The organism is Streptomyces sp. NPDC051207, from assembly GCF_040682395.1.
Classification (GTDB): Bacteria; Actinomycetota; Actinomycetes; order Streptomycetales; family Streptomycetaceae; genus Streptomyces.
The window spans coordinates 192,391-214,651 of the sequence record NZ_JBFBAX010000001.1 but is presented as its reverse complement, the minus strand read 5'-3'; the positions used below and the strand labels follow the sequence as shown (position 1 = coordinate 214,651).

The following is a 22,261-nucleotide window of genomic DNA, read 5'->3' as shown; positions in this document are numbered from 1 at the left end:
CCGCGCATGCCGATACGCACGCGCTTCACGACCTGGAGACCGCTCGCGACGGCGGCCACGGCCGCCCTGCTGGCCACCGCCCCGACCACCCCCGCCGCCGCCGACCCCGGCACCGCGCGGGAGAGCCGCCCCGTGTACTCGTACGACAACGCCGTCCGCGAGTCCGTCTGGGTGGACACCGGCCTCGACGGGGACGGCGACGGACGCCGCGACCGGGTCGCCGTCGACGTCGTCCGCCCCCGGGAGCCCGCCCGGCAGGGCCGCAGGATTCCCGTCGTCATGGACGCCAGCCCGTACTACTCCTGCTGCGGGCGCGGCAACGAGAGCCAGAAGAAGACGTACGACGCGGACGGCCGTGTCGTGCAGATGCCGCTGTACTACGACAACTACTTCGTGCCGCGCGGCTACGCCTTCGTCGGCGTCGACCTGGCCGGCACCAACCGCTCCGACGGCTGCGTCGACGTCGGCGGCCGGTCCGACATCCAGTCCGCGAAGGCCGTCGTCGACTGGCTGAACGGCCGCGCCAAGGCGTACACGACCCGCACCGGCACCGAACGCGCCAAGGCCACCTGGAGCAACGGCCGCACCGGCATGATCGGCAAGAGCTGGGACGGCACGATCGCCAACGGCGTCGCCGCGACCGGCGTCGAGGGCCTGGAGACCGTCGTCCCGATCGGCGCGATCTCCTCCTGGTACGACTACTACTTCGCCAAGGGCGCCCCGCTGTACGACTCCGGCCCCGACTGGCTGTCCCACTACGTCAACAGCCCCGACGCGCGCGCCCGGTGCGCCGCCGTGCAGCGCGAACTCGTGGAGGGCGCGCCCCGCACCGGCGACTGGACCCCGCTGTGGACCGAACGCGACTACGTGCGGGCCGCGAGCAAGGTGAGGGCCAGCGTGTTCCTCGTCCACGGCATGCAGGACCTCAACGTCCGTATGCAGCACGTCGGCCAGTGGTGGGACGCCCTCGCCCGGCACGGCGTCGAGCGCAAGATCTGGCTCTCCCAGACCGGCCACGTCGACCCGTTCGACTTCCGCCGCGCCGCCTGGGTCGACACCCTGCACCGCTGGTTCGACCACGAACTCCTCGGCTACGACAACGGCATCGACCGCGAACCGATGGCCGACATCGAACGCCGCCCCGACCAGTGGGTCACCTCCCCGGTGTGGCCGCCGCGCGGCACCGACGCCGTGACCCTGCGCCCCGCGGCGGGTGACCACCCCGGCGTCGGCACCCTCGGCCTCACCCGCTCCACCGGCACCGAGACCTTCACCGAAGACCCGGGGCGCGGCGAGAGCGACTGGGCCACGCACATCGACCGGCCCACGCCCGACAAGGCCGGCTTTACCACCGTGCCGCTCGCCCGCGACCTGCGCATCGCGGGCTCCTCCCGGCTCACCGTCACCGTCACCCCGACGACGCCCACGGCCCACCTGTCGGCCGTCCTCGTGGACCTCGGCCCCGACACCATCCGCGACTACACCGCCCCCGGCGAGGGCATCACCACGCTCACCGACCGCACCTGCTGGGGCGCGAGCACCACCGGCGACAGCGCCTGCTTCAAGGAGACCCGGGCGCGGACCGCCGACGTGGCCCACACCGTCGTCAGCCGCGGCTGGGCCGACCTCGGCAACCACGCTTCCGGCCTGGGCGCCCCGCTCACCCCGGGCCGCGCCTGCACGATCACCCTCGACCTGGCCGCCACCGACCACGTCGTCCCCAAGGGCCACCGCCTCGCGCTGATCGTCGCCGGCACGGACCAGGGCCTCATCGACCCGCCCGCCGACACCCCGACGCTGACCGTGGACCTGTCCCGTACCTCGGCACACGTCCCGTTCACCGGAGGTACGGCGGCCTTCGCCCGCGCCACCGCCGGACAGACCGCCGCCGTACCCACGCCCACCGCCCTGCACGGCGTGGGGGAGCCCCGCACCACCCACCGCGTCCCGGAGGCAGCCCGGTGAACCGTTTCCGCGCCCTGACCCTGATCACCGCGGCGGTCGCCGCGTCCCTGGTGGCGACGCCCGCTTCCGCGCACGACACCCCGCCGCGCACCGACTTCGAGCAGACGGACGGCGCCCGCTGGACGACCCAGGCCGAGGAGTGGCACTTCCTCGCGGCCGTCGACCGGGCGAGCCCCCGCGTGTCCGTCGACCGCGTCGGCACGACCAAGCAGGGCCGCCCGCTCCAGCTCGTCCGAATCGGCAGCGGTCCCACGCCGAACACCGTGCTGCTCGTGTGCAGCCAGCACGGCGACGAGCCCTCCGGCCGCGAGGCGTGCCTGACCACCGTCCGCGACCTGGCGTTCGCGCGGGACACGGCGACCCGCCGCTTCCTGGACCGCACCACCGTGCTCGTCGTCCCCACCGCCAACCCCGACGGCCGGGCCGCCGGCACGCGCGGCAACAGCGACGGCGTGGACGTCAACCGCGACCACGTCGCCCTGAGGACCGCCGAGGGCCGGACGCTGGCCGCCCTCGTCCGCGACCACAGACCCGACATCGTCTACGACCTGCACGAGTACGGCGCCACACCGCCGTACTACGACAAGGACCTCTTCGACCTGTGGCCGCGCAACCTCAACACGGACCCGGACGTCCACGACGAGGCCACCACCCTGTCCGGGGCGTACGTGCGCCCCGCGGCCGGGGCCGCCGGCCACTCGACCGGCACCTACGGCATCTGGACCGACCCCGCCACGGGCGACCCGATCCGGCAGGTCGCCGGGGACGGACAGGAACGCATATTGCGCAACATGTCCGGCATCAAGCATGCGGTGGGCCTGCTCATCGAGAGCCGCGTCGACGCCCTCACCGACGCCGAGAAGGCCGACGAGGCGCTCAACAACCGGCGCCGCGTCACCTCCCAGCTCGCCGCCCTGGACGGCCTGTTCGGGTTTGCGAACGACCGGCGCGGCCGGGTCGAGGCCGCCACCCGCGCGGCCCGGGCGGCGGGCCTCGCCGACACCGGGCCGGTGTACCTCGGCGGCGCCGACAACGACCCCGCCGAACCCGCCGAGATGATCCAGGACCCGCCCTGCGCTACCGCCTGGACGCCGCCCAGTACGCGGAATTCGGCGACGAGCTGGCACTCCACGGCGTGCGCGTCACGCCGGACGGCGACGGCGCCCGCGTGCCCCTGCGCCAGCAGCTGCGCGCGCTCGTCCCCCTGCTGCTGGACGGGCGGGCGGCGTACCGCTTGACGGAGGGTGAACCGGACACGAACTGCTGAGGAGGTGAGAACGGCGCCGCATGTGGTAGCAGCGTTGCGAGGGACCCGGCGGATTTGCTTCCGCCACCCCCCGTCCTGCCGACTCGGTGAAAGGTGCCGCCTGTGACGCACGACCAGGCAAGCGACAAGGAACGACATGCGGGAGGCTCGCTGCCCGGATCGGAAGCGGGCCTGCCCGGCCGGGACCGGCCACGGACCGACCGGGTCGTGTTCGGCGTCACCGCCGTGCTCACCCTCGCGTTCGTGACCTGGGGCGCCGTGGCGACCGACTCCCTCCAGGACGTCTCCAGCCGCATGCTCGGCGGCCTGATGCACAACGGCGGCTGGGCGTTCATGCTGGCCGCCTCCGGGTTCGTCGTCTTCGCCCTGTGGCTCGCGGCGAGCCGCTACGGCCGTATCCACCTCGGCGCCGAGGGCGAGAAGCCCGAGTTCCGCACCGTCTCGTGGGTGGCGATGATGTTCAGCGCCGGCATGGGCATCGGCCTGATGTTCTACGGCGTGAGCGAACCGCTGTCGCACTACACGACCCCGCCGCCGGGCACCGACCCGGCCGACTCCGGTGACCGCATGGAGGTGGCCATGGCCACCACCCTGTTCCACTGGACGCTGCACCCGTGGGCGATCTACGCGGTGGTCGGTCTCGCCATCGCCTACAGCACCTTCCGCAGGCGGCGCCGCCAGACCATCAGCGCCGTGTTCACCCCGCTCATCGGCGAGCGGCACGCGGGCGGCGTCGGCGGCCGGGTCGTCGACATCCTCGCGATCGTCGCCACCGTCTTCGGCTCGGCGGCCTCACTGGGCCTCGGCACCCTCCAGATCGGCTCCGGCGTGCAGGAGCTGAACTGGCTGGACAAGGTCGGCACCGGGCTGCTCGTCACCATCATCGCGGTGCTGACCCTGGCGTTCGTGGCGTCCGCGGTGTCCGGCGTGGAGAAGGGCATCCAGTGGCTGTCCAACACCAACATGGTGCTGGCGCTGGTCCTCGCCCTGTTCGTGTTCGTGGCGGGTCCGACCGTCCTCGTCCTCGACCTGCTGCCGTCGTCCGTCTTCGCCTACCTCGGCGACCTGCCGGACCTCGCCGGGCGCACCGAGGCCAGCGGCGGCGAGGGGGTCGCCGACTGGCTGAGCGGCTGGACGGTCTTCTACTGGGCGTGGTGGATCTCCTGGACGCCCTTCGTCGGCATGTTCATCGCCCGCATCAGCCGGGGCCGTACGATTCGGCAGTTCATCGGCGGTGTCATCCTCGTGCCGAGCACGGTCAGCCTGGTGTGGTTCGCGGTGTTCGGCGGCTCGGCGATGAGGCTCCAGGAGCAGGGCGGGCTCGGTGAGGAGGCCACCCCCGAGGGGCAGCTGTTCGCCGTGCTGCGCGACTACCCCGCGGCCACCGTCACCAGCCTGCTGGTGATGGTCCTGGTCGGCATCTTCTTCGTCTCGGGCGCCGACGCCGCGTCCATCGTGATGGGCAGCCTGTCGCAGAAGGGCGCGCTCGAACCGGGCCGTGTCGTCGTGGTGTTCTGGGGCGTCGTCACCGGTGCCGTGGCGGCGATCATGCTGCTGGTCGGCAGCGGCCAGGGCGACGCGCTGCAGGGCCTGCAGAACCTGACCATCCTCGCGGCGGCGCCGTTCGTCGTCGTGATGCTCCTGATGTGCGTCGCGCTCATGCGGGACCTGCGCGCCGACCCCCTCGTCGTGCGCGGCGAGATGGCGGAGGAGGCCGTCGAGATGGCGGTCGTCGAGGGCCACAGGAAGTACGACGGCGAGTTCCAGATCCGGGTCGGCCCCGGCCCCGGCACGGACGTGGAGGGCGACCCGATCGGCAAGCACTGACCGCCCGGCGCGCCGACGCCGTTCAGCGGGCAGTGGTCGGTGCCGCCCACTGCCGTTCAGCGGGGGGCGGCCAGCTCCGCCGCCTCCCGCGCACAGCCCCAGGCCACGGTGACGCCCGCGCCGCCGTGGCCGTAGTTGTGCACCAGCACCCGCCCGTCCGGCAGCGCGGCGCGTTCCAGCCGGACCGCGTCCCGGGCCGGGCGGAGCCCCACCCGGTGCTCCAGCACCCGCGCGCCCGCGATCTCGGGCCGCAGCGCGGCACACCGCCGCACGATCGCCTCGGCCACCGCCGGGTCGGGCTCCCGGGACCAGGCGTCCTCCTCGGCCGTGCCGCCCAGCACCAGCCGGCCCGGCTGCGGGAAGAAGTACGCCATCGCGCCGTCCGGGCCGGTGGACACCAGCCAGGTGCGGATGCCGGGGTTCTCCACCACGACCAGCTGCCCGCGCACCGGACGTACGGACGGGTCCGGCACCAGCTCCCGGGCGCCGAGCCCGGTGCAGTTGACCACGACCGGCGCGTCGGCCTCCGCGAGGTCCGCCACCGCGCGCTCCTCCACGACCCCGCCCGCCGCGCTCAACCGTTCATGCAGCCAGCGGAGATGAACCGACATGTCGACAAGCGGCAGCCGTGCCCACAGCCCCGCCCCGCCGTACTCCTCGGCCGTCGCGGCCCGCAGCCCCGGCAGCCGCGCCGCCGCCCACGCGCCGACCTCCTCCAAGCCGGTCTCGCCGAGCACCCCCTCGGCCATCCGTACGCCGGTCGCTTCCGGATCCGCCGCCAGGTCCTCGTACACGTCCAGGGAACCCAGCGCCCACGCGCGGGCCCGCGCGAGCGGCTCGATCCGGTAGGGCCACCACAGGGCGCCCGCGACCGCCGAGGTGGTCCGCTCGGCCGGCTCCCGCGTCCACACCCGTACCCGCCTGCCGCGCTCGGCGAGGGCCACGGCCGTCGTCAGCCCGATCACCCCGCCGCCGACCACGACGACATCGCCATGCTGTTCGTACGCCACGCGGGGACGGTAGCGGAACGGCCCCTGCCGTGCGCCCATCGGCCCGGGCCCGGGATACTCACCGCATGTCAGACGCGTACGCCACCTTCGCCGTGGCGCCGGCGACGCGGGCCGGCGGGATCCGCGCGGGCGGCGAGTGCCAGGTCCACCGGGACTTCATGGACTTCGTCGTCGACGGACGTCCGCTGCTGCTTCGGTTCCGCGACCTCGACGCCGTCTCCCCGTTCACCTCCGACCTGCCGCCCGACGGCCTCACCGCCGTGGTGCGCAGCTTGCTGCTGGAGGAGGACCCGCCGCTGCCGGACGGCCGCCACATCCTCTACGGCTGCCCCGAGTGCCCTGGCCTGGAGTGCGGCGCCGCCACCGCCGTCATCGAGGCCGACGGCGACGACTACATGTGGCGCGACATCGCCTGGCAGACCTCCGAGCGGGCCGACCCGGAGCGCGACGGCCATCACGGCACAGGCCCGTTCCGCTTCCGCGGCGCCGAGTACCGTGCGGCGCTCACCGCCCTGCTGGAGGGCACCACCGTCCCGCCCCGGCGCCGCGTGCTGCTGATCGGCGCCCGCGCCTCCGTCCTGCGCCGACTCGCCGCCGCGCTGCGCACCATCGACCTCGACGCCGACATCGCCCACGACGCGACCGGCATCCCGGACGGGAACCTGCGGTCCTACGGCGCCGTCGCCTTCGGGCGCGCGATCGGCGAGCAGGACCGCGCCGCCGTGTACCGCGCCTTCGAAGAGGCCGGGGCCGACGTGGCGTACGTCGACGGACTCGCCCCGATCGTGCCGCTGCTGGTCGACCAGATCGAGCAGGCGCTGACCGCCGGCCCGGCCGAGGGGCGCCGTCTGACCGGGCTGGCCGTCACCGGCGGCGAGGCGGCCGTCGAGGTCGCCGCGCCCTGCCGGGTCACGCTCACCGCGTACCGCCTCGACCGCCTGTACCGCAGCCACACCCACGAGGTCTTCGACGACGTCCTGCAGACCGGCCGGCACACCGTCCCCCTGGACCCGAAGGCGGTGAAGGGGGAGGCCTTCGTCGTGGCGCGCGCGACGGGAACCGTGCTGGTGGAGGCGGCGACGCCGGGAAGGCGGGGCGGGAGAACGGGGAGGCGGGGCGCGCGTTCCGGCGGCTAGGATCTGCTCCCTAATGACTGCCACCCTCGTCGCGAAGAACCTCGCCGCCGGCCACGGCGACCGCTCCCTGTTCACCGGCCTCGACCTCGTCGTCGCACCCGGCGACGTCATCGGACTCGTCGGGGCCAACGGCGCGGGCAAGTCCACCCTGCTCAGGATGCTCGCCGGGCTCATCGCACCCGAACAGGGCGAGCTGCGTCTCTCCCCGCCCGCCGCGAGCGTCGGGCACCTGCCGCAGGAGCCGGAGCGCAGGCCCGGCGAGACCGTCCGGGCGTTCCTGGCCCGCCGCACCGGCGTCGCCGAGGCCCAGCACACCATGGACGAGGCCACACAGGCCCTGGTCGACGGGGCACCCGGCGCCGATGACGCCTACGCCGACGCCTTGGAGCGCTGGCTCGCGCTCGGCGGCGCCGACCTCGACGAACGCGCCGAGGAGGTCGCCGGCTCCCTCGGCCTGGCCGTCGACCTGGACCAGCCGATGACGTCCCTGTCCGGTGGCCAGGCCGCCCGCGCCTCCCTCGCGTCCCTGCTGCTGTCCCGCTACGACGTCTTCCTGCTGGACGAACCCACCAACGATCTCGACCTGGACGGCCTGGAACGCCTGGAGCGCTTCGTCAGCGGCCTGCGCGCGGGCACCGTCGTCGTCAGCCACGACCGCGAGTTCCTCGCCCGCACCACCACCAAGGTCCTCGAACTCGACCTCGCCCAGCAGCAGATCACGCTCTACGGCGGCGGCTACGAGGCCTACCTGGAGGAGCGGGAGGTGGCCCGCCGGCACGCCCGGGAGGAGTTCGAGGAGTACGCCGACAAGAAGTCGGCGCTCCAGGACCGGGCACAGATGCAGCGCTCCTGGATGGACAAGGGCGTGAAGAACGCCCGCCGCAAGGCGGGCAACGACAACGACAAGATCGGCCGCAAGTTCCGCAGCGAGGCCAGCGAGAAGCAGGCCGCGAAGGCCCGCCAGACCCAGCGCATGATCGAACGCCTCGACGTGGTGGAGGAACCCCGCAAGGAGTGGGAGCTGCGCATGGAGATCCTGGCGGCCCCCCGCTCCGGCGCCGTCGTGGCCACCCTGCGCGACGCCGAGGTGCGGCGCGGCCCGTTCACCCTCGGCCCGGTGACCCTGCAGATCGACTGGGCGGACCGGGTGGCCGTCACCGGGGCGAACGGCGCCGGCAAGTCGACCCTGCTGGCCGCGCTGCTCGGCCGTGTACCGCTGGACGCCGGGCACGCCGCGCTCGGCTCCGGAGTCCTGGTCGGCGAGGTCGACCAGGCCCGCAAGCTGTTCCACGGCACCGAGTCGCTGCTCGACACGTTCCGGGCGGCCGTCCCGGACACCGAACCGGTGGAGGTCCGTACGCTGCTCGCCAAGTTCGGCCTGAAGACGGACCACGTCCTGCGGCCCGCGGCGACCCTCTCACCCGGCGAACGCACCCGCGCCGCCCTCGCCCTCCTCCAGGGCCGCGGCGTCAACCTGCTGGTCCTGGATGAGCCCACGAACCACCTCGACCTGCCCGCCATCGAGCAGCTGGAGTCGGCCCTGGACGCGTACGAGGGCACGCTGCTGCTGGTCACCCACGACCGCCGCATGCTCGACGCGGTCCACGTGAGCCGCCGCCTGGAGGTCACGGACGGCAAGGTGACCGAGCGCTGATCCCCGTGCGCGACGGGTCCGGACCCCCGCGGCGATGCCGAGGGGGTCCGGGCCCGGCCGGTCAGCGCTTGCCGTTGCCCCGGTCCAGCAGGCCCGCCCGGCGCAGCGCGTCCGCCATCGCGCTGTTGGCGGGCGGCGGCGCCTGACGCGCACCGCCGCCCCCACCGCCACCGCGGGCCTGACGCTGCTGCGGCGGCCTGCCGCCCCGCTGCTGCGGGCGCCCGCTCCCGCCGCCCTGCCGCTCCTGCGGCGCGGCCTCGTCGTCCAGGCGCAGCGTCAGCGAGATCCGCTTGCGCGGGATGTCCACGTCGAGGACCTTCACCTTGACGATGTCACCGGGCTTCACGACGTCCCGGGGGTCCTTCACGAACGTCTTCGACATCGCGGAGACGTGCACCAGACCGTCCTGGTGGACACCGACGTCCACGAACGCGCCGAAGGCCGCCACGTTCGTCACGACGCCCTCCAGGATCATCCCGGCGGACAGGTCGGAGATCTTCTCGACGCCCTCCTTGAAGGTGGCCGTCCTGAACGCCGGACGCGGATCGCGGCCCGGCTTCTCCAGCTCCTTGAGGATGTCGGTGACCGTCGGCAGACCGAACGTGTCGTCCACGAACTCCTGCGGGCGCAGCGAGCGCAGGGCCGCGGTGTTGCCGATGAGCGCGGCGACCCCCTGCCCGCTGGTCTTCACCATGCGCCGCACCACCGGGTACGCCTCGGGGTGCACGCTGGACGCGTCCAGCGGGTCGCTGCCGCCGCGGATGCGGAGGAAGCCCGCGCACTGCTCGTACGCCTTGGGGCCGAGCCGGGGCACCTTCTTCAGCTCGGAGCGGGACCTGAACGGGCCGTTGGCGTCGCGGTGCGCCACGATGTTCTCGGCGAGGCCGGAGGTGATGCCGGAGACGCGTGCGAGCAGCGGCGCCGACGCCGTGTTGACGTCCACGCCGACGCCGTTCACACAGTCCTCCACCACCGCGTCCAGCGAACGCGACAGCTTCACCTCGGACAGGTCGTGCTGGTACTGGCCGACGCCGATGGACTTCGGGTCGATCTTCACCAGCTCGGCCAGCGGGTCCTGCAGGCGCCGGGCGATCGACACGGCGCCGCGCAGCGACACGTCCAGGTCGGGCAGTTCCTGCGAGGCGAACGCGGACGCCGAGTACACCGACGCGCCGGCCTCGGACACCATCACCTTGGTGAGGTTCAACTCCGGGTGCCTGGCGATGAGTTCGCCGGCGAGTCTGTCCGTCTCGCGGGACGCGGTGCCGTTGCCGATGGCGATCAGCTCGACCGCGTGGTCCTTGGCGAGGCGGGCCAGCCGGGCGATCGCCTCGTCCCACTTGTTGGCGGGCACGTGCGGGTGGATCACGTCCGTCGCCACGACCTTGCCGGTCGCGTCGACCACGGCGACCTTCACGCCCGTACGGAAGCCCGGGTCCAGGCCGAGCGTCGCGCGCGTACCGGCCGGGGCGGCGAGCAGCAGGTCGCGCAGGTTCGCCGCGAACACGTTCACCGCCTCGTCCTCGGCGGCGGTGCGCAACCGCATCCGCAGGTCGATGCCGAGGTGCACCAAAATACGGGTGCGCCAGGCCCAGCGGACCGTGTCCGTGAGCCACTTGTCGGCCGGCCGGCCGCGGTCGGCGATCCCGAAGCGGTGCGCGATCATCCCCTCGTACGAGGACGGGCCGTCGACCGGCTCCTCGGGCTCCAGGACGAGGTCGAGGACCTCTTCCTTCTCGCCGCGCAGCATGGCCAGGATCCGGTGCGAGGGCAGGTCGGTGAACGGCTCGGCGAAGTCGAAGTAGTCGGCGAACTTCGCGCCCGCCTCCTCCTTGCCCTCCCGCACCCTGGAGGCCAGCCGCCCGCGCACCCACATCCGCTCGCGCAGCTCACCGATCAGGTCGGCGTCCTCGGAGAACTTCTCCGTGAGGATCGCGCGGGCCCCGTCGAGCGCGGCCTGGGCGTCCGCGACGCCCTTGTCCGCGTCGACGAACGCCGCCGCCGCGGCCTGCGGGTCGACCGTCGGGTCGGCCAGCAGGCCCTCGGCGAGCGGTTCCAGTCCGGCCTCGCGGGCGATCTGCGCCTTGGTCCGCCGCTTGGGCTTGAACGGCAGGTAGATGTCCTCCAGGCGCGCTTTGGTCTCCGCGCCCCGGATGCGGGCCTCGAGCTCCTCGGTGAGCTTGCCCTGCTCGCGCACCGACTCCAGGATCGCCGTCCGGCGCTCCTCCAGCTCCCGCAGGTAACGCAGCCGCTCCTCGATCGCGCGCAGCTGCGCGTCGTCGAGCATCTCGGTCGCTTCCTTGCGGTAGCGGGCGATGAAGGGCACCGTCGAACCGCCGTCGAGCAGCCCGACGGCGGCCTTGACCTGCCGCTCCCGTACGCCGAGTTCCTCGGCGATCCTGCCTTCGATGGACCCTGCCGCCATGGACGCGGGTGTCGTCACGATCCCGTACCGCCTTCTCACTGAGGTTGCGCGGCAATTGTGGCAGGCGGCACCGACAACCGGGGATCAGGGCGGCACCCGGCGAGGCGGGCGCGGGCGTCAGGCCCTGCGGCTGCGCGTCGAGGAGGAGGCGCCGCCGAACAGCCGGGCCAGGGCCCGGAAGGGCAGGGTCACGACGGTGGCGATGGCGCCGCCGATCTGACGCAGGACGTCCGCTATGGCTCGGAACACGAGTTTCCCCTTTCCTCTCCCGGCCGCCGCGGCCGGGAGGGACCGGGTACCTCACCCCTTGCCGAACATGCCTTCCGGGAAGGCGCCCGCGGCGAGCGCCGTCGTCGCCAGCCCGGCCGCGAGTTCCGTCAGCCGCGCCACGCCCGCGGCGCCCAGGTGCTCGTAGGGCGCCCGGTCGAGCCGGTCGGTCCGCTCCTCGATGTCCCGGCGCAGCGCGGTGCCCGCCTCGGTCAGCTCGCCGTCGGCGGTCAGCAGCCCGCGCCCGCGCAGCCGGTCGCAGGCGGCCGTCCAGTCCTCGCGGCGCCAGCCGCGCGTGCCCAGCGCCCACTTGGGCGCCATGCCCTTGCCGGTGGCGGTGTGGCTGACCAGTGCCTCCAGCGGGTCGAGTCCGGCGTCGAGCAGTACCGCGAGGTGGCCGTCGCCGCGGTGCTCGCGCAGCAGCGTCGCCGCGTGCCACAGGGCGAGGTGCGGTTCGTCGGGCACCGGCAGGTCGGCGTGCGCGGCGTACAGCGGGCGCGCGGGCCGCTCGCACGCCTCGGTGGCCCGCAGGGCGAGTTCGGCGGCCTCCGCCACGTCCTTGGAGCCGAGTACCTCGTCGCCGAGCAGCCGGCGCAGCGTCGCGTCGACGGCACGCGTGCGTGCGGCGAGCACGGCCTCGGGGGACGCGATGCGCCACACCCCGGGCACGTGCCGGGCGACGAGTTCGTGGCTGAAGCTGTGGAACGCCGCCGTCACCGTCCCGGCGCCCACGGCCCCCATCGCCGCCGCCCGCACCGCGAGGTACGCGGCACGCGGGTCGCTCACGCCGATCGCGGAGAGTTCCGTGTCGAGGTCGGGCGAGAAGTAGTGGGCGGAGTGCAGCGGGTTGAGGACGTTGTGGCAGCGGCGTCCCGCGCGGGGCGGCAGAGAGGAGGTCATGACCGCACGTTACCGACTGGTTGGTACGTGGGAGAAGGGTTGGCCGACCGGGAATCGGGCTCCGCCCACGATGGCAGAAAGGGTGGGGAACTCGTCATTGCGGGCATCCGCGAACCCGCAAACAATCGGTGCCATGGCCCAGCGAACCGTTCTCTTCCTCCTCTTCGACGACGTGCAGAGCCTCGACGTCACCGGCCCGCTCGAGGTCTTCGCGGGCGCCGAGAAGGGCGTCCCGGGCACCTACCGCATCCGTACGGCGTCCCTGGACGGCGGCCCCGTGCGCACCTCGGCCGACCTGACCCTCGTACCTGACCAGGCCCTCGCGGAGGCGGACGACCCGCACACCCTCGTCGTCCCCGGCGGCCGGGGCACCCGCAGCCCGAATCCGCGCCTGACGGACTGGCTGCGCGAGCACGGCCCGCGCGCGACGCGCCTGGTGTCGGTCTGCACCGGGGCGATCCTGCTGGCCCGCGCCGGGCTGCTGGACGGGCGCCGGGCGACGACCCACTGGGCCTACTGCGACAAGCTCGCCCGCGACCACCCGGAGATCGACGTCGACCCCGACCCCGTGTACGTGCGCGACGGCCGGATCTCCACCTCCGCCGGCGTCACCGCGGGCATCGACCTGGCGCTCGCCCTCGTCGAGGAGGACCTCGGCCGCGAGGCCGCCCTCACCATCGCCCGGCACCTGGTGGTCTTCCTGCGCCGGCCGGGCAACCAGGCCCAGTTCAGCGCCCAGCTCGCCGCCCAGACGGCACAGCGCGAGCCGCTGCGCGAGGTCCAGCAGTGGATCACCGAGCACCCGGACGCCGACCTGGGCGTCGAGGCGCTCGCCGCCCGCGCCCGGCTCTCGCCGCGCCACTTCGCCCGCGCCTTCCAGGCCGAGACCGGCATGACCCCCGGCCGCTACGTCGACCGGGTCAGGCTCGAACATGCCCGCCGCCTGCTGGAGGACACCGCCGACGGCGTCGAGGAGATCTCCCGCGCGGCCGGCTACGGCACCCCGGAGGCCATGCGCCGCGCCTTCGTCCGCACCCTCGGGACGGCCCCCGCCGAGTACCGGCGGCGCTTCCGCCCCGCGTCCACGCACTGACCCGCCCCCGCGAAAGGAAACGCCGTGCAGATCGCCGTCGTCCTCTACGACCGCTTCACCGCCCTCGACGCCGTCGGCCCCTACGAGACCCTCGGCCGCCTGATGGACGCCGAGACCGTCTTCGTCGCCGAGCGGCCCGGCCCGGTCCGCACCGACATGGGGAGTCTCGCCCTCACCGCCGACAAGAGCCTCGCCGAGGTGCCGCGCCCCGACGTCGTCGTGGTCCCGGGCGGTCCGGGCCAGCAGGTCCAGATGGAGAACGAGGTGCTGCTGGACTGGCTGCGCGCCGCGGACGCCACCAGCACCTGGACGGCTTCCGTGTGCACCGGCTCGCTGCTGCTGGCCGCCGCCGGGCTGCTGCGGGGCCGCCGCGCCACCTCCCACTGGCTGGTCACCGGGCAGCTGGGCCCGTTCGGTGCCGAGGCCACGGGGGAGCGGGTCGTCTTCGACGGCAAGTACGTCACCGCGGCGGGCGTCTCCTCCGGCATCGACATGGGGCTCGCCCTGCTGGGCCGCATGGCGGGCGACGACTACGCCAAGGCCGTCCAGCTGGCCGTCGAGTACGACCCGCAGCCGCCGCACGACGCCGGCTCACCGGGGAAGGCGCCCGCGCACCTGGTGGAAATGTTCCGCGCGAACCCGGGGCTCATGCTCGACTAGCCGCCTCCGGCAGCCGGGCCGCGCGGCCGTCAGGAAACCGTCCACGTGAACTCCGGCTGCCTGCGCTCCAGGAACGCGGCGACCCCCTCCGCGGTGTCCTTGCCGGCGCGCGCCTGCTCCGCCCAGTGGGCGTCCCGGTCGGTGCGGCCGTCCGCGAACTCCTTCGCCGCGGACTGCGTCAGCTGGGAGCGCGAGGCCAGGATCCGGGTGAAGTCGCCCACCCGGGCGTCGAGTCCCCCGTCCGGCAGCACCTCGTCCACCAGGCCCGTGCGCAGTGCCCGCTCCGCGCCGATCAACTCGCCCGAGAACAGCAGGTACTTCGCCGTCGCCGGGCCCACCAGGGACACCAGACGCCGGGTGGAGGACGCCGGGTACACGATCCCCAGCTTGGCCGGCGTCACCCCGAACAGCGCGCCTTCCGCGGCGAACCGCAGATCGCAGGCCGCCGCCAGCTGGGCCCCGCCGCCCACGCAGTGCCCGCGGATCGCGGCCAGCGTCGGCTTCGGGAACGCGGCGAGCGCCTCCTCGGCCCGCACGGCGAGCCCCTGCGCCTCCCGCGGCGAGCCGCGCAGCGTGGAGATGTCGGCGCCCGCGCAGAACGTGCCGCCCTCGCCCGTGAGCACCAGCGCCCTGACCGCCGGGTCGGCCGCGAGCATGTCGAGCAGCGGCGGCAGCGCCCGCCACATCGCGGCCGTCATGGCGTTCCGCTTCGCCGGGTGCGCGATGACGACCGTGGCGACCGAGTCGGTGACGCTGTGCTGCACCTGCGGCTCCATGCGCCGGATGCTATCCGGCCTGCCCGAACGGCCGGTCAAGGAGGGGGAGCGTGGGTTACGCCTCCCCGGGCAAAGGGGACTAAAGGCCGTAGGGGGTCGACGGGGGACGGAACCGAGGAGGCGCAGATGGTGCGGTCCACCAAGCCCACGGGCGAGGCGGCGAAGCTCAGCCGGGACTTCGGCTGGCTCGCCGCACTCGGGGTGATCCTGGTCCTCGCGGGCCTCGTCGGCCTCGTCTACACCGGCGTCGCCACCTTGACGTCGATGCTGCTGTTCGGCTGGCTGCTGCTGATCGGCGGGGCCGTCGGCCTGCTGCACGCGGTGCAGGCGCGCGGCAGCAACTTCTTCTGGCTCGGCGTCGTGGTCGCCGCCCTCAACCTCGCGGCCGGCGTGGTGATCATCCGCAGGCCGGAGGCGGCGGTCGAGGCGCTGACCATGTTCGCGGCGCTGCTGTTCCTCACCGGCGGCGTGTTCCGGCTGGTCGGCAGCCTGGTGGTGCGCGGCCCGCAGTTCGGCTGGACGCTCGTGCAGGGCGCCTTCGGCCTGCTGCTGGGCATCCTGGTGCTGATCGCCTGGCCGAGCAGCAGCCAGTACGTCATCGGCACGTTCTTCTCCCTCGCCCTGCTCTTCGACGGCCTCGGCCTGATCGCCACCGGCTTCGGCGGGCGCCGGATCGTGGGCATGGTCTCCGGCCGGCTGGCCGACGAGGAGAACGCCCATGAGGGAGGCGCCGGGGTACGGGACGAAACAGGGGGGTCCACCGCCAAACCCGTACAACCCGAATAGTTCGCCAACACAGCACAACCGGGACGGGATCAGTCATCGGCCCGGCCCGGTCGGGCAGAGGCGGTCGGAAGTATTCGATAGTTGCTGACTTCTGGTCAGCTCTAGGGGGTGGAGCGAGTCGTTCCCAACACTCGACATGTGGTGACAATCGAGCGCGAGGGTGGCGACCGGACGATGGAGAACCACGGGCGCGGGCCCGGTCCACGCCCAGAGGGCACAGGCGTACCCGTCGAGGGAAGACCCGCCGACCGCAGACCTCCCGGACCACTGCCGTACGAAGGGGTCTGGCGGTTCACCGCTCCGGCCGTCGACGCCTCGGTCCCGCAGGCCCGGCACGCCGTGCGCGACCTGCTCCAGCGGCAGGGCGTGCCCGTCGCGGACGAGGTGGTGCAGGGGCTGCTGCTGATCGTCTCGGAGCTGGTCACGAACGCCGTCAGGCACGCGGCGCTGCTGTCGCCGACGCTCGCCGTGGAGGTCGCCGTCGGCGCGGAGTGGATCAGGGTGTCCGTGGAGGACAACCACCCCTACCGTCCGACGGCCCTGGAGGCCGACCACGGCCGCACGGGCGGACGCGGGCTGCTGCTGGTGCGGGAGATCACCAGGGAGGCGGGCGGGGTCTGCGACGTCGAGCACACGGCGAGCGGCGGCAAGGTGATCTGGGCCGCCCTGCCGCTCAAGCCCGAGCAGCTGCCGTAGCGGGGCTCACCAGCCGGTGGACGGGCCGGTCAGCTCCCTGATCGCGGGGCGGGCCGCGTCCAGCACCGTCATGAACCACGCGGAGAACGTGTCCTTCGCGTGCCGCTCCGTCAGCTCGGCCGGGGTGACGAAGGCGGTGTCGCCGATCTCCCGCGGGTCCGGGTGCGGCGGAGCCTGCACCAGACCGACGAACAGGTGGTTGTACTCCTGCTCCACCAGGCCCGAGGCCGGGTCCGGGTGGTTGTAGCGGACCGTGCCGGCCTCCGCGAGCAGCGACGGGGTGACGCCCAGCTCCTCGAAGGTGCGCCGCGCCGCCGCCGCGAAGGGGGCCTCGCCCGGGTAGGGGTGACCGCAGCAGGTGTTCGACCACACGCCGGGGGAGTGGTACTTGCCCCGCGCCCGCTGCTGGAGCAGAAGCCGGCCGCGCTCGTCGAACAGGAACACCGAGAACGCGCGGTGCAGCAGGCCCGGTGCCCGATGCGCGTCGAGCTTCTCCGCGGTGCCGGTCGTCACACCGTTCTCGTCGACCAGTTCCAGCAGAATCGCGTCAGCGGTGCCGTCCGACGCGCTGTGCGTCGCGGTGGCAGGTGTGGTCGGCATACCCATCCTTCACATCGGTCGTCGCGCCCAGTGTGCCGTACGCCTCCCGCACTCCCGGCACTTCCTCACGGCGCCCGCGAGTCCCGCGCGCCAGTCGGCGATCATGCCCGGGCCGCCCGGCGGGAATGCGTACGCACCCGGAGGCGCGGGAGGACCGGCCCGCACGCGAGCCGGACGCGCCCCCTGGAGGCGCCGGGGGCCGCACCCCTCAGTGGCAGAGCCGCGCCTCATGCTCCGCGTGCCCGCCGGGCTCCAGCTGGAAGGTGCAGTGCTCCACGTCGAAGTGGTCGCCCAGGCAGCCCTGCAGCTCGTGCAGCATCTTCTCGTGGCCCAGCGCGGTCAGGACGTCCCCGCGCACCACCACGTGCGCGGACAGCACCGGCATCCCCGAGGTGATCGTCCAGGCGTGCAGGTCGTGGACGTCCTCCACGCCGTCCAGCGCCAGGATGTGGGCCCGCACCTCCGCCATGTCGACACCCTTCGGCGCCGCCTCCAGCAGCACGTCCACGGTCTCCCGCAGCAGCTTCCAGGCGCGCGGCACGATCATCAGCCCGATCACCAGCGAGGCGATCGGGTCGGCGGCCTGCCAGCCCGTGGTGAGGATCACCAGTGCCGAGACGACCACCGCGACCGAACCCAGCGCGTCCGCCGCCACCTCCAGGAAGGCGCCGCGCACGTTCAGGCTCTCCTTCTGACCCCGCATCAGCAGCGCCAGCGACACCGAGTTCGCCGCCAGGCCGATCAGGCCGAACACCACGGTCAGCCCGCCCTCGGTGCCGGCCGGCGTGACGAACCGCTCGATCGCCTCGTACAGGACGTAACCACCGACGCCGAGCAGCAGCAGGCAGTTGGCGAGCGCGGCGAGGATCTCGGCACGCGCGTACCCGAAGGTGCGGTTGCCGGCCGGCGGCCGGTTCGCGAAGTGCACCGCCAGCAGCGCCATGCCCAGGCCCACGGCGTCCGTCGCCATGTGGGCCGCGTCCGCGACGAGGGCGAGCGAGTCGGCCAGCACACCGCCGACGATCTCCACCACCATGACGCCGAGCGTGATCGCCAGCGCGACGCGCAGCCTGCCGCGGTACGCCGCGGCGGCCGTGGCACCCGCCGGCGCCCCGTGCGCGTGCCCGTGATCGTGCCCAGCCCCCATGGCGGCAGCCCTCCTGTAGTCGGCCAGGGATCACAGTGAACAACGGCCGGGCGGCATCCGGCAACGCGGCACTGAACACCGTTGTCATGTGCCCTGACCTGGGGAAACGGTACGCAGGTCAGATCGCTGCGGACGGCCGTCGGCCGGCGACGGCGCGGGTGCCGGGCCGTTCGCCACCCCACCGCTGCGCAATGTCCCCGATGCCCGGGTCTGGGACCCGTGGTTTGTGGGCCGGGCGCCGCATCCCCGATGATGATCGCCGCGGAGGCGAGCAGACCGTGCCGACCGGACCGTTAACGGGCGGTGAACACGGGCTTCCGGCCATCCGATAACCTCTGCCGACATGCCGCCCGGGAGCCACCGGCACGGGCGTCCCCCATCACGCACACCACCGGCGCGGACGTGCCGCATCCAGGGAGTGAGCAACGGTTGCCGACCGCCATCCTCACCGGTCAGCCGGTACCCGGGTCGTCCGTCGAGACCGACCTGCGGTCCCTCGGCTTCGACGTCCGGACCGCCGCCGACGCCGCGACCGCCGAGACCCTGCTCGCCCAGGTGCCCGGGGACGAACGCGTCGCCGTGGTCGACGCCCGCTTCATAGGCCACCCGCACGCGCTGCGCCTCGGCCTGACCGACCCCCGCTTCCCGCTCGCCGCGATCCCCGGCGCCGTCACCGCGCAGCCGGCCGGCCGCCTGGAGCTGACCCGCGCGATGGCCCGGGAGAACTCCGCGGACGGCGGCACCACCCTCGTCGGCAGCCTCGCCGACCGCGTCGCCGCCGCGCTCGAGGCGGACGGCGCCGCCGTGCACCGTCCCGAGCTCGGCAGCCTCGTCGCCGCCGTCCCGGCCGACCCGCAGGCCCGCGCGGAGACCCGGCAGGCCGTCGCCGCCGTCGACGAGGAGGCCGTACGCCTGAAGTCGGCCGTCAAGGCCCGGGACGGCTTCTTCACCACCTTCTGCGTCAGCCCGTACTCCCGCTACCTCGCCCGTTGGTGCGCGCGCCGCGGGCTGACCCCCAACCAGGTCACCACCGCCTCGCTGCTCACCGCGCTGATCGCGGCGGCCTGCGCGGCGACCGGCACCCGCGGCGGGTTCGTCGCGGCCGGCGTGCTGCTCATCGCCTCGTTCGTCCTGGACTGCACCGACGGACAGCTCGCCCGCTACTCCCTGCAGTACTCGACGCTCGGCGCCTGGCTCGACGCCACCTTCGACCGCGCCAAGGAGTACGCCTACTACGCGGGCCTCGCCCTCGGCGCTGCCCGCGGCGGCGACGACGTGTGGGCGCTCGCGCTCGGCGCCATGGTCCTGCAGACCTGCCGGCACGTCGTGGACTTCGCCTTCAACGAGGCCAACCACGACGCCACCGCCAACACCAGCCCCACGGCCGCCCTCTCCGGCAGACTCGACAGCGTCGGCTGGACGGTCTGGGTGCGCCGCATGATCGTGCTGCCCATCGGCGAGCGCTGGGCGCTGATCGCCGTCCTCACCGCGGTCACCACCCCGCGCGTCACCTTCTGGGTGCTGCTCGCCGGCTGCGCCTTCGCGGCGACGTACACCACGGCGGGCCGCCTGCTGCGGTCCGTGACCCGCCGGGCCCGCCGGACCGATCGCGCCGCGCGGGCACTGGCCGACCTCGCGGACACCGGGCCGCTCGGCGAGGCCGTCGCGGGCGCGCTGCGCGGCGCCGCCGCCCGGCTGCCCGGCCCCGCGGCCCCGATGTGGGCCCTGGTCGGCGCCCTCGCGGTGGTCGCCACGGCCCTGTTCACCGGCTTCGGCGGCCCGTGGCCGGTCGTCGGGGCCCTGGTCCACGCCGTCGCCTCGGGGCTGGCCGTCGCCCGCCCGCTCAAGGGCGCCCTCGACTGGCTCGTCCCGCCCGTCCTGCGCGCCGCCGAGTACGGCACCGTGCTCGCGCTCGCCGCGAAGGCGGAGGTGAACGGAGCCCTTCCTGCGGCTTTCGGGCTGGTGGCGGCTGTCGCCTACCATCACTACGACACGGTGTACCGCATCCGCGGCGACGCGGGGGCACCTCCGCGCCTGCTGGTGCGGGTCATCGGGGGGCACGAGGGCCGCACACTGGCCGTCGCCGTCCTGGCGGCCGTGCTCACGGCCCCGCAGTTCACGGTCGCGCTCACGGTGCTCGCCGTGGCCGTGGCCCTGGTGGTGCTCGTCGAGAGCATCCGCTTCTGGGTCGCCTCGCATCTCGGGGGCGCACCCGCCGTACACGACGAAGGAGAACCCGCATGATCGGCCTCGTGCTGGCAGCCGGCGCCGGACGGCGTCTGCGCCCCTACACCGACAGCCTTCCCAAGGCGCTGGTGCCGGTCGGGCCCGCGGGCATAGAGGGCGAACCGACGGTCCTGGACCTGACCCTCGGCAACTTCGCCGAGATCGGCCTGACCGAGGCCGCGATCATCGTCGGCTACCGCAAGGAAGCGGTGTACGCCCGCAAGGAGGCCCTGGAGCGGAAGTACGGCCTCGCACTCACCCTCATCGACAACGACAAGGCCGAGGAGTGGAACAACGCCTACTCCCTGTGGTGCGGCCGTGACGCCCTCAAGGACGGCGTGATCCTCGCCAACGGCGACACCGTCCACCCGGTCTCCGTGGAGAAGACGCTGCTCGCCGCCCGCGGCGACGGCAAGAGGATCATCCTCGCCCTGGACACGGTGAAGCCGCTGGCCGACGAGGAGATGAAGGTCGTCGTCGACCCCGCGAAGGGCATGACGAAGATCACCAAGCTGATGGACCCGGCCGAGGCCACCGGGGAGTACATCGGCGTCACCCTCATCGAGGGCGACGCGGCCCCCGAGCTCGCCGACGCGCTGAAGACGGTCTGGGAGACCGACCCCCAGCAGTTCTACGAGCACGGCTACCAGGAGCTGGTCAACCGCGGCTTCCGCATCGACGTGGCGCCGATCGGCGACGTCCAGTGGGTCGAGATCGACAACCACGACGACCTCGCCAAGGGACGGGACATCGCGTGCCTCTACTGACCCGGCTCATCCCCGCCCCGGTCGTGGTCGACGTCCGCCCGGGCGCCCTGGACGACCTCGGCTGCGTGCTGGCCGACGAACGCGTCTCGCACTCCGGCAAGCTCGCCGTGGCCGTCAGCGGCGGCTCGGGCGCCCGGCTGCGCGAGCGGATCGCCCCGCTGCTGCCCGGCGCCACCTGGTACGAGGTCGGCGGCGGCACCCTGGACGACGCGATCCGGCTGGCCGGCGCCATGCGGGCCGGTCACTACGACGCGGTCGTCGGCCTCGGCGGCGGCAAGATCATCGACTGCGCCAAGTTCGCCGCGGCCCGCGTGGGCCTGCCACTGGTCGCCGTGCCGACGAACCTCGCGCACGACGGCCTGTGCTCCCCGGTCGCCACCCTCGACAACGACGCGGGCCGCGGCTCGTACGGCGTGCCGAACCCGATCGCGGTCGTCATCGACCTCGACGTCATCCGCGAGGCCCCGGTCCGCTACGTGCGCGCCGGCATCGGCGACGCCGTCTCCAACATCTCCGCCATCGCGGACTGGGAGCTGGCCCACCGCGTCAACGGCGAGAAGATCGACGGCCTCGCCGCCGCCATGGCCCGCCAGGCCGGCGAGGCGGTGCTGCGGCACCCCGGCGGCATCGGGGACAACGACTTCCTCCAGGTGCTGGCCGAGGCGCTGGTGCTCAGCGGCATCGCCATGTCCGTGTCGGGCGACTCCCGCCCGTCCTCCGGGGCCTGCCACGAGATCAACCACGCCTTCGACCTGCTGTACCCGCAGCGCGCCGCCGCCCACGGCGAGCAGTGCGGACTGGGCGCGGCCTTCGCGATGTACCTGCGGGGGGCGCACGAGGAGTCGGCGTACATGGCCGAGGTACTGCGCCGGCACGGGCTGCCCGTGCTGCCGGACGAGATCGGCTTCACGAGGGACGAGTTCGTCGAGGTCGTGGAGTTCGCCCCGCAGACCCGGCCCGGCCGCTTCACCATCCTCGAACACCTCGACCTGAAAACCGACCAGATCAAGGACATCTACGCCGACTATGTCAAGGCCATCGGTAGCTGAACTCCGTCCG

Annotated in this window: 18 protein-coding genes and 1 pseudogene; 12 read left to right on the top strand and 7 right to left on the bottom strand. The window is 73.5% G+C overall.

Translation table 11 applies throughout. The features are described from left to right. The first annotated feature begins 6 nt into the window (after nucleotides 1-6). The 3 genes and pseudogenes from AB0M97_RS00980 to AB0M97_RS00970 all read left to right on the top strand — a co-directional run bounded on the left by AB0M97_RS00980 (nucleotide 7) and on the right by AB0M97_RS00970 (nucleotide 5,059). Complete coding sequence (locus AB0M97_RS00980) at nucleotides 7-1,965, top strand: Xaa-Pro dipeptidyl-peptidase (protein WP_365958527.1); 1,959 nt, start codon at nucleotides 7-9, stop codon at nucleotides 1,963-1,965. Beyond that, nucleotides 1,962-3,232, top strand: a pseudogene (locus tag AB0M97_RS00975) (M14 family metallocarboxypeptidase). Before AB0M97_RS00980 ends, AB0M97_RS00975 begins: the two are co-directional and overlap by 4 nt. Nucleotides 3,233-3,334: 102 nt before the next feature. Then, complete coding sequence (locus tag AB0M97_RS00970; protein WP_365958526.1) at nucleotides 3,335-5,059, top strand: BCCT family transporter; 1,725 nt, start codon at nucleotides 3,335-3,337, stop codon at nucleotides 5,057-5,059. Between the two features lie 56 nt (nucleotides 5,060-5,115). Here the strand turns inward: AB0M97_RS00970 and AB0M97_RS00965 are convergent, their stop codons facing one another. Then, on the bottom strand, nucleotides 5,116-6,069 hold the full coding sequence (locus AB0M97_RS00965) for an FAD-dependent oxidoreductase (protein ID WP_365958525.1): 954 nt from the start codon (nucleotides 6,067-6,069) through the stop codon (nucleotides 5,116-5,118). A 65-nt stretch (nucleotides 6,070-6,134) separates the two neighbouring features. Between AB0M97_RS00965 and AB0M97_RS00960 the strand changes: the two genes are divergently transcribed. Both AB0M97_RS00960 and AB0M97_RS00955 read left to right on the top strand, forming a co-directional pair. After that, complete coding sequence (locus AB0M97_RS00960) at nucleotides 6,135-7,205, top strand: oxidoreductase (RefSeq protein WP_365958524.1); 1,071 nt, start codon at nucleotides 6,135-6,137, stop codon at nucleotides 7,203-7,205. 13 nt (nucleotides 7,206-7,218) lie between these two features. Next, a complete protein-coding gene (locus AB0M97_RS00955; protein WP_365958523.1) occupies nucleotides 7,219-8,859 on the top strand; it encodes an ABC-F family ATP-binding cassette domain-containing protein in 1,641 nt (546 codons plus the stop codon). 61 nt (nucleotides 8,860-8,920) lie between these two features. Here the strand turns inward: AB0M97_RS00955 and AB0M97_RS00950 are convergent, their stop codons facing one another. The 3 genes from AB0M97_RS00950 to AB0M97_RS00940 all read right to left on the bottom strand — a co-directional run bounded on the left by AB0M97_RS00950 (nucleotide 8,921) and on the right by AB0M97_RS00940 (nucleotide 12,451). After that, nucleotides 8,921-11,302, bottom strand: coding sequence for a Tex family protein (locus tag AB0M97_RS00950; RefSeq protein WP_365958522.1), 2,382 nt, complete (start codon nucleotides 11,300-11,302; stop codon nucleotides 8,921-8,923). A 99-nt stretch (nucleotides 11,303-11,401) separates the two neighbouring features. Then, nucleotides 11,402-11,533 carry an LPFR motif small protein gene (locus AB0M97_RS00945; protein ID WP_252100478.1) on the bottom strand — a complete coding sequence of 44 codons (132 nt, stop codon included), beginning with the start codon at nucleotides 11,531-11,533 and terminating at the stop codon, nucleotides 11,402-11,404. A 51-nt stretch (nucleotides 11,534-11,584) separates the two neighbouring features. Further along, nucleotides 11,585-12,451, bottom strand: coding sequence for a hypothetical protein (locus AB0M97_RS00940; protein WP_365958521.1), 867 nt, complete (start codon nucleotides 12,449-12,451; stop codon nucleotides 11,585-11,587). Nucleotides 12,452-12,584: 133 nt separating this feature from the next. Here AB0M97_RS00940 and AB0M97_RS00935 point away from each other — a divergent pair, with 133 nt between their 5' ends. Next, nucleotides 12,585-13,544 (top strand): GlxA family transcriptional regulator, encoded by a 960-nt coding sequence (locus AB0M97_RS00935; protein WP_365958520.1) that lies wholly within the window; start codon nucleotides 12,585-12,587, stop codon nucleotides 13,542-13,544. 24 nt (nucleotides 13,545-13,568) lie between these two features. Beyond that, nucleotides 13,569-14,204 (top strand): DJ-1/PfpI family protein, encoded by a 636-nt coding sequence (locus tag AB0M97_RS00930; protein ID WP_365958519.1) that lies wholly within the window; start codon nucleotides 13,569-13,571, stop codon nucleotides 14,202-14,204. Nucleotides 14,205-14,233: 29 nt separating this feature from the next. Here AB0M97_RS00930 and AB0M97_RS00925 read toward each other — a convergent pair whose 3' ends face one another. Beyond that, a complete protein-coding gene (locus tag AB0M97_RS00925; RefSeq protein WP_365958518.1) occupies nucleotides 14,234-14,980 on the bottom strand; it encodes an enoyl-CoA hydratase/isomerase family protein in 747 nt (248 codons plus the stop codon). A gap of 126 nt (nucleotides 14,981-15,106) precedes the next feature. On the opposite strand from AB0M97_RS00925, the gene AB0M97_RS00920 reads away from it, so the two are divergent. Together AB0M97_RS00920 and AB0M97_RS00915 are read left to right on the top strand one after the other, a co-directional pair. After that, nucleotides 15,107-15,766: an HdeD family acid-resistance protein gene (locus tag AB0M97_RS00920; protein ID WP_365958517.1), complete on the top strand. Its 660-nt coding sequence runs from the start codon at nucleotides 15,107-15,109 to the stop codon at nucleotides 15,764-15,766. A gap of 174 nt (nucleotides 15,767-15,940) precedes the next feature. After that, nucleotides 15,941-16,462: an ATP-binding protein gene (locus tag AB0M97_RS00915; RefSeq protein WP_365958698.1), complete on the top strand. Its 522-nt coding sequence runs from the start codon at nucleotides 15,941-15,943 to the stop codon at nucleotides 16,460-16,462. Between the two features lie 6 nt (nucleotides 16,463-16,468). Here the strand turns inward: AB0M97_RS00915 and idi are convergent, their stop codons facing one another. After that, nucleotides 16,469-17,062, bottom strand: a complete 594-nt coding sequence (gene idi, locus AB0M97_RS00910; protein ID WP_365958516.1) for an isopentenyl-diphosphate Delta-isomerase — start codon at nucleotides 17,060-17,062, stop codon at nucleotides 16,469-16,471. A 208-nt stretch (nucleotides 17,063-17,270) separates the two neighbouring features. Next, nucleotides 17,271-18,209, bottom strand: a complete 939-nt coding sequence (locus AB0M97_RS00905) for a cation diffusion facilitator family transporter (RefSeq protein ID WP_365958515.1) — start codon at nucleotides 18,207-18,209, stop codon at nucleotides 17,271-17,273. Nucleotides 18,210-18,638: 429 nt separating this feature from the next. Between AB0M97_RS00905 and AB0M97_RS00900 the strand changes: the two genes are divergently transcribed. Genes AB0M97_RS00900 through AB0M97_RS00890 form a run of 3 tightly spaced genes read left to right on the top strand, consistent with a single transcriptional unit; the run spans nucleotide 18,639 to nucleotide 22,251 of the window. Further along, on the top strand, nucleotides 18,639-20,453 hold the full coding sequence (locus AB0M97_RS00900; RefSeq protein ID WP_365958514.1) for a DUF5941 domain-containing protein: 1,815 nt from the start codon (nucleotides 18,639-18,641) through the stop codon (nucleotides 20,451-20,453). Then, a complete protein-coding gene (locus AB0M97_RS00895; RefSeq protein WP_365958513.1) occupies nucleotides 20,450-21,202 on the top strand; it encodes a phosphocholine cytidylyltransferase family protein in 753 nt (250 codons plus the stop codon). Before AB0M97_RS00900 ends, AB0M97_RS00895 begins: the two co-directional genes overlap by 4 nt. After that, nucleotides 21,190-22,251, top strand: a complete 1,062-nt coding sequence (locus AB0M97_RS00890; RefSeq protein ID WP_365958512.1) for an iron-containing alcohol dehydrogenase family protein — start codon at nucleotides 21,190-21,192, stop codon at nucleotides 22,249-22,251. Before AB0M97_RS00895 ends, AB0M97_RS00890 begins: the two co-directional genes overlap by 13 nt. Nucleotides 22,252-22,261: the final 10 nt, after the last annotated feature.

Bases quoted from the DNA above. Each gene is read 5' to 3' on its own strand.
- AB0M97_RS00980 (WP_365958527.1), top strand. From the start codon at position 7: ATGCCGATACGCACGCGCTTCACGACCTGGAGACCGCTCGCGACGGCG.
- AB0M97_RS00960 (WP_365958524.1), top strand. From the start codon at position 6,135: ATGTCAGACGCGTACGCCACCTTCGCCGTGGCGCCGGCGACGCGGGCC.
- AB0M97_RS00955 (WP_365958523.1), top strand. From the start codon at position 7,219: ATGACTGCCACCCTCGTCGCGAAGAACCTCGCCGCCGGCCACGGCGAC.
- AB0M97_RS00940 (WP_365958521.1), bottom strand. From the start codon at position 12,451: ATGACCTCCTCTCTGCCGCCCCGCGCGGGACGCCGCTGCCACAACGTC.
- AB0M97_RS00935 (WP_365958520.1), top strand. From the start codon at position 12,585: ATGGCCCAGCGAACCGTTCTCTTCCTCCTCTTCGACGACGTGCAGAGC.
- AB0M97_RS00925 (WP_365958518.1), bottom strand. From the start codon at position 14,980: ATGGAGCCGCAGGTGCAGCACAGCGTCACCGACTCGGTCGCCACGGTC.
- AB0M97_RS00920 (WP_365958517.1), top strand. From the start codon at position 15,107: ATGGTGCGGTCCACCAAGCCCACGGGCGAGGCGGCGAAGCTCAGCCGG.
- AB0M97_RS00915 (WP_365958698.1), top strand. From the start codon at position 15,941: ATGGAGAACCACGGGCGCGGGCCCGGTCCACGCCCAGAGGGCACAGGC.
- idi (WP_365958516.1), bottom strand. From the start codon at position 17,062: ATGCCGACCACACCTGCCACCGCGACGCACAGCGCGTCGGACGGCACC.
- AB0M97_RS00905 (WP_365958515.1), bottom strand. From the start codon at position 18,209: ATGGGGGCTGGGCACGATCACGGGCACGCGCACGGGGCGCCGGCGGGT.
- AB0M97_RS00895 (WP_365958513.1), top strand. From the start codon at position 20,450: ATGATCGGCCTCGTGCTGGCAGCCGGCGCCGGACGGCGTCTGCGCCCC.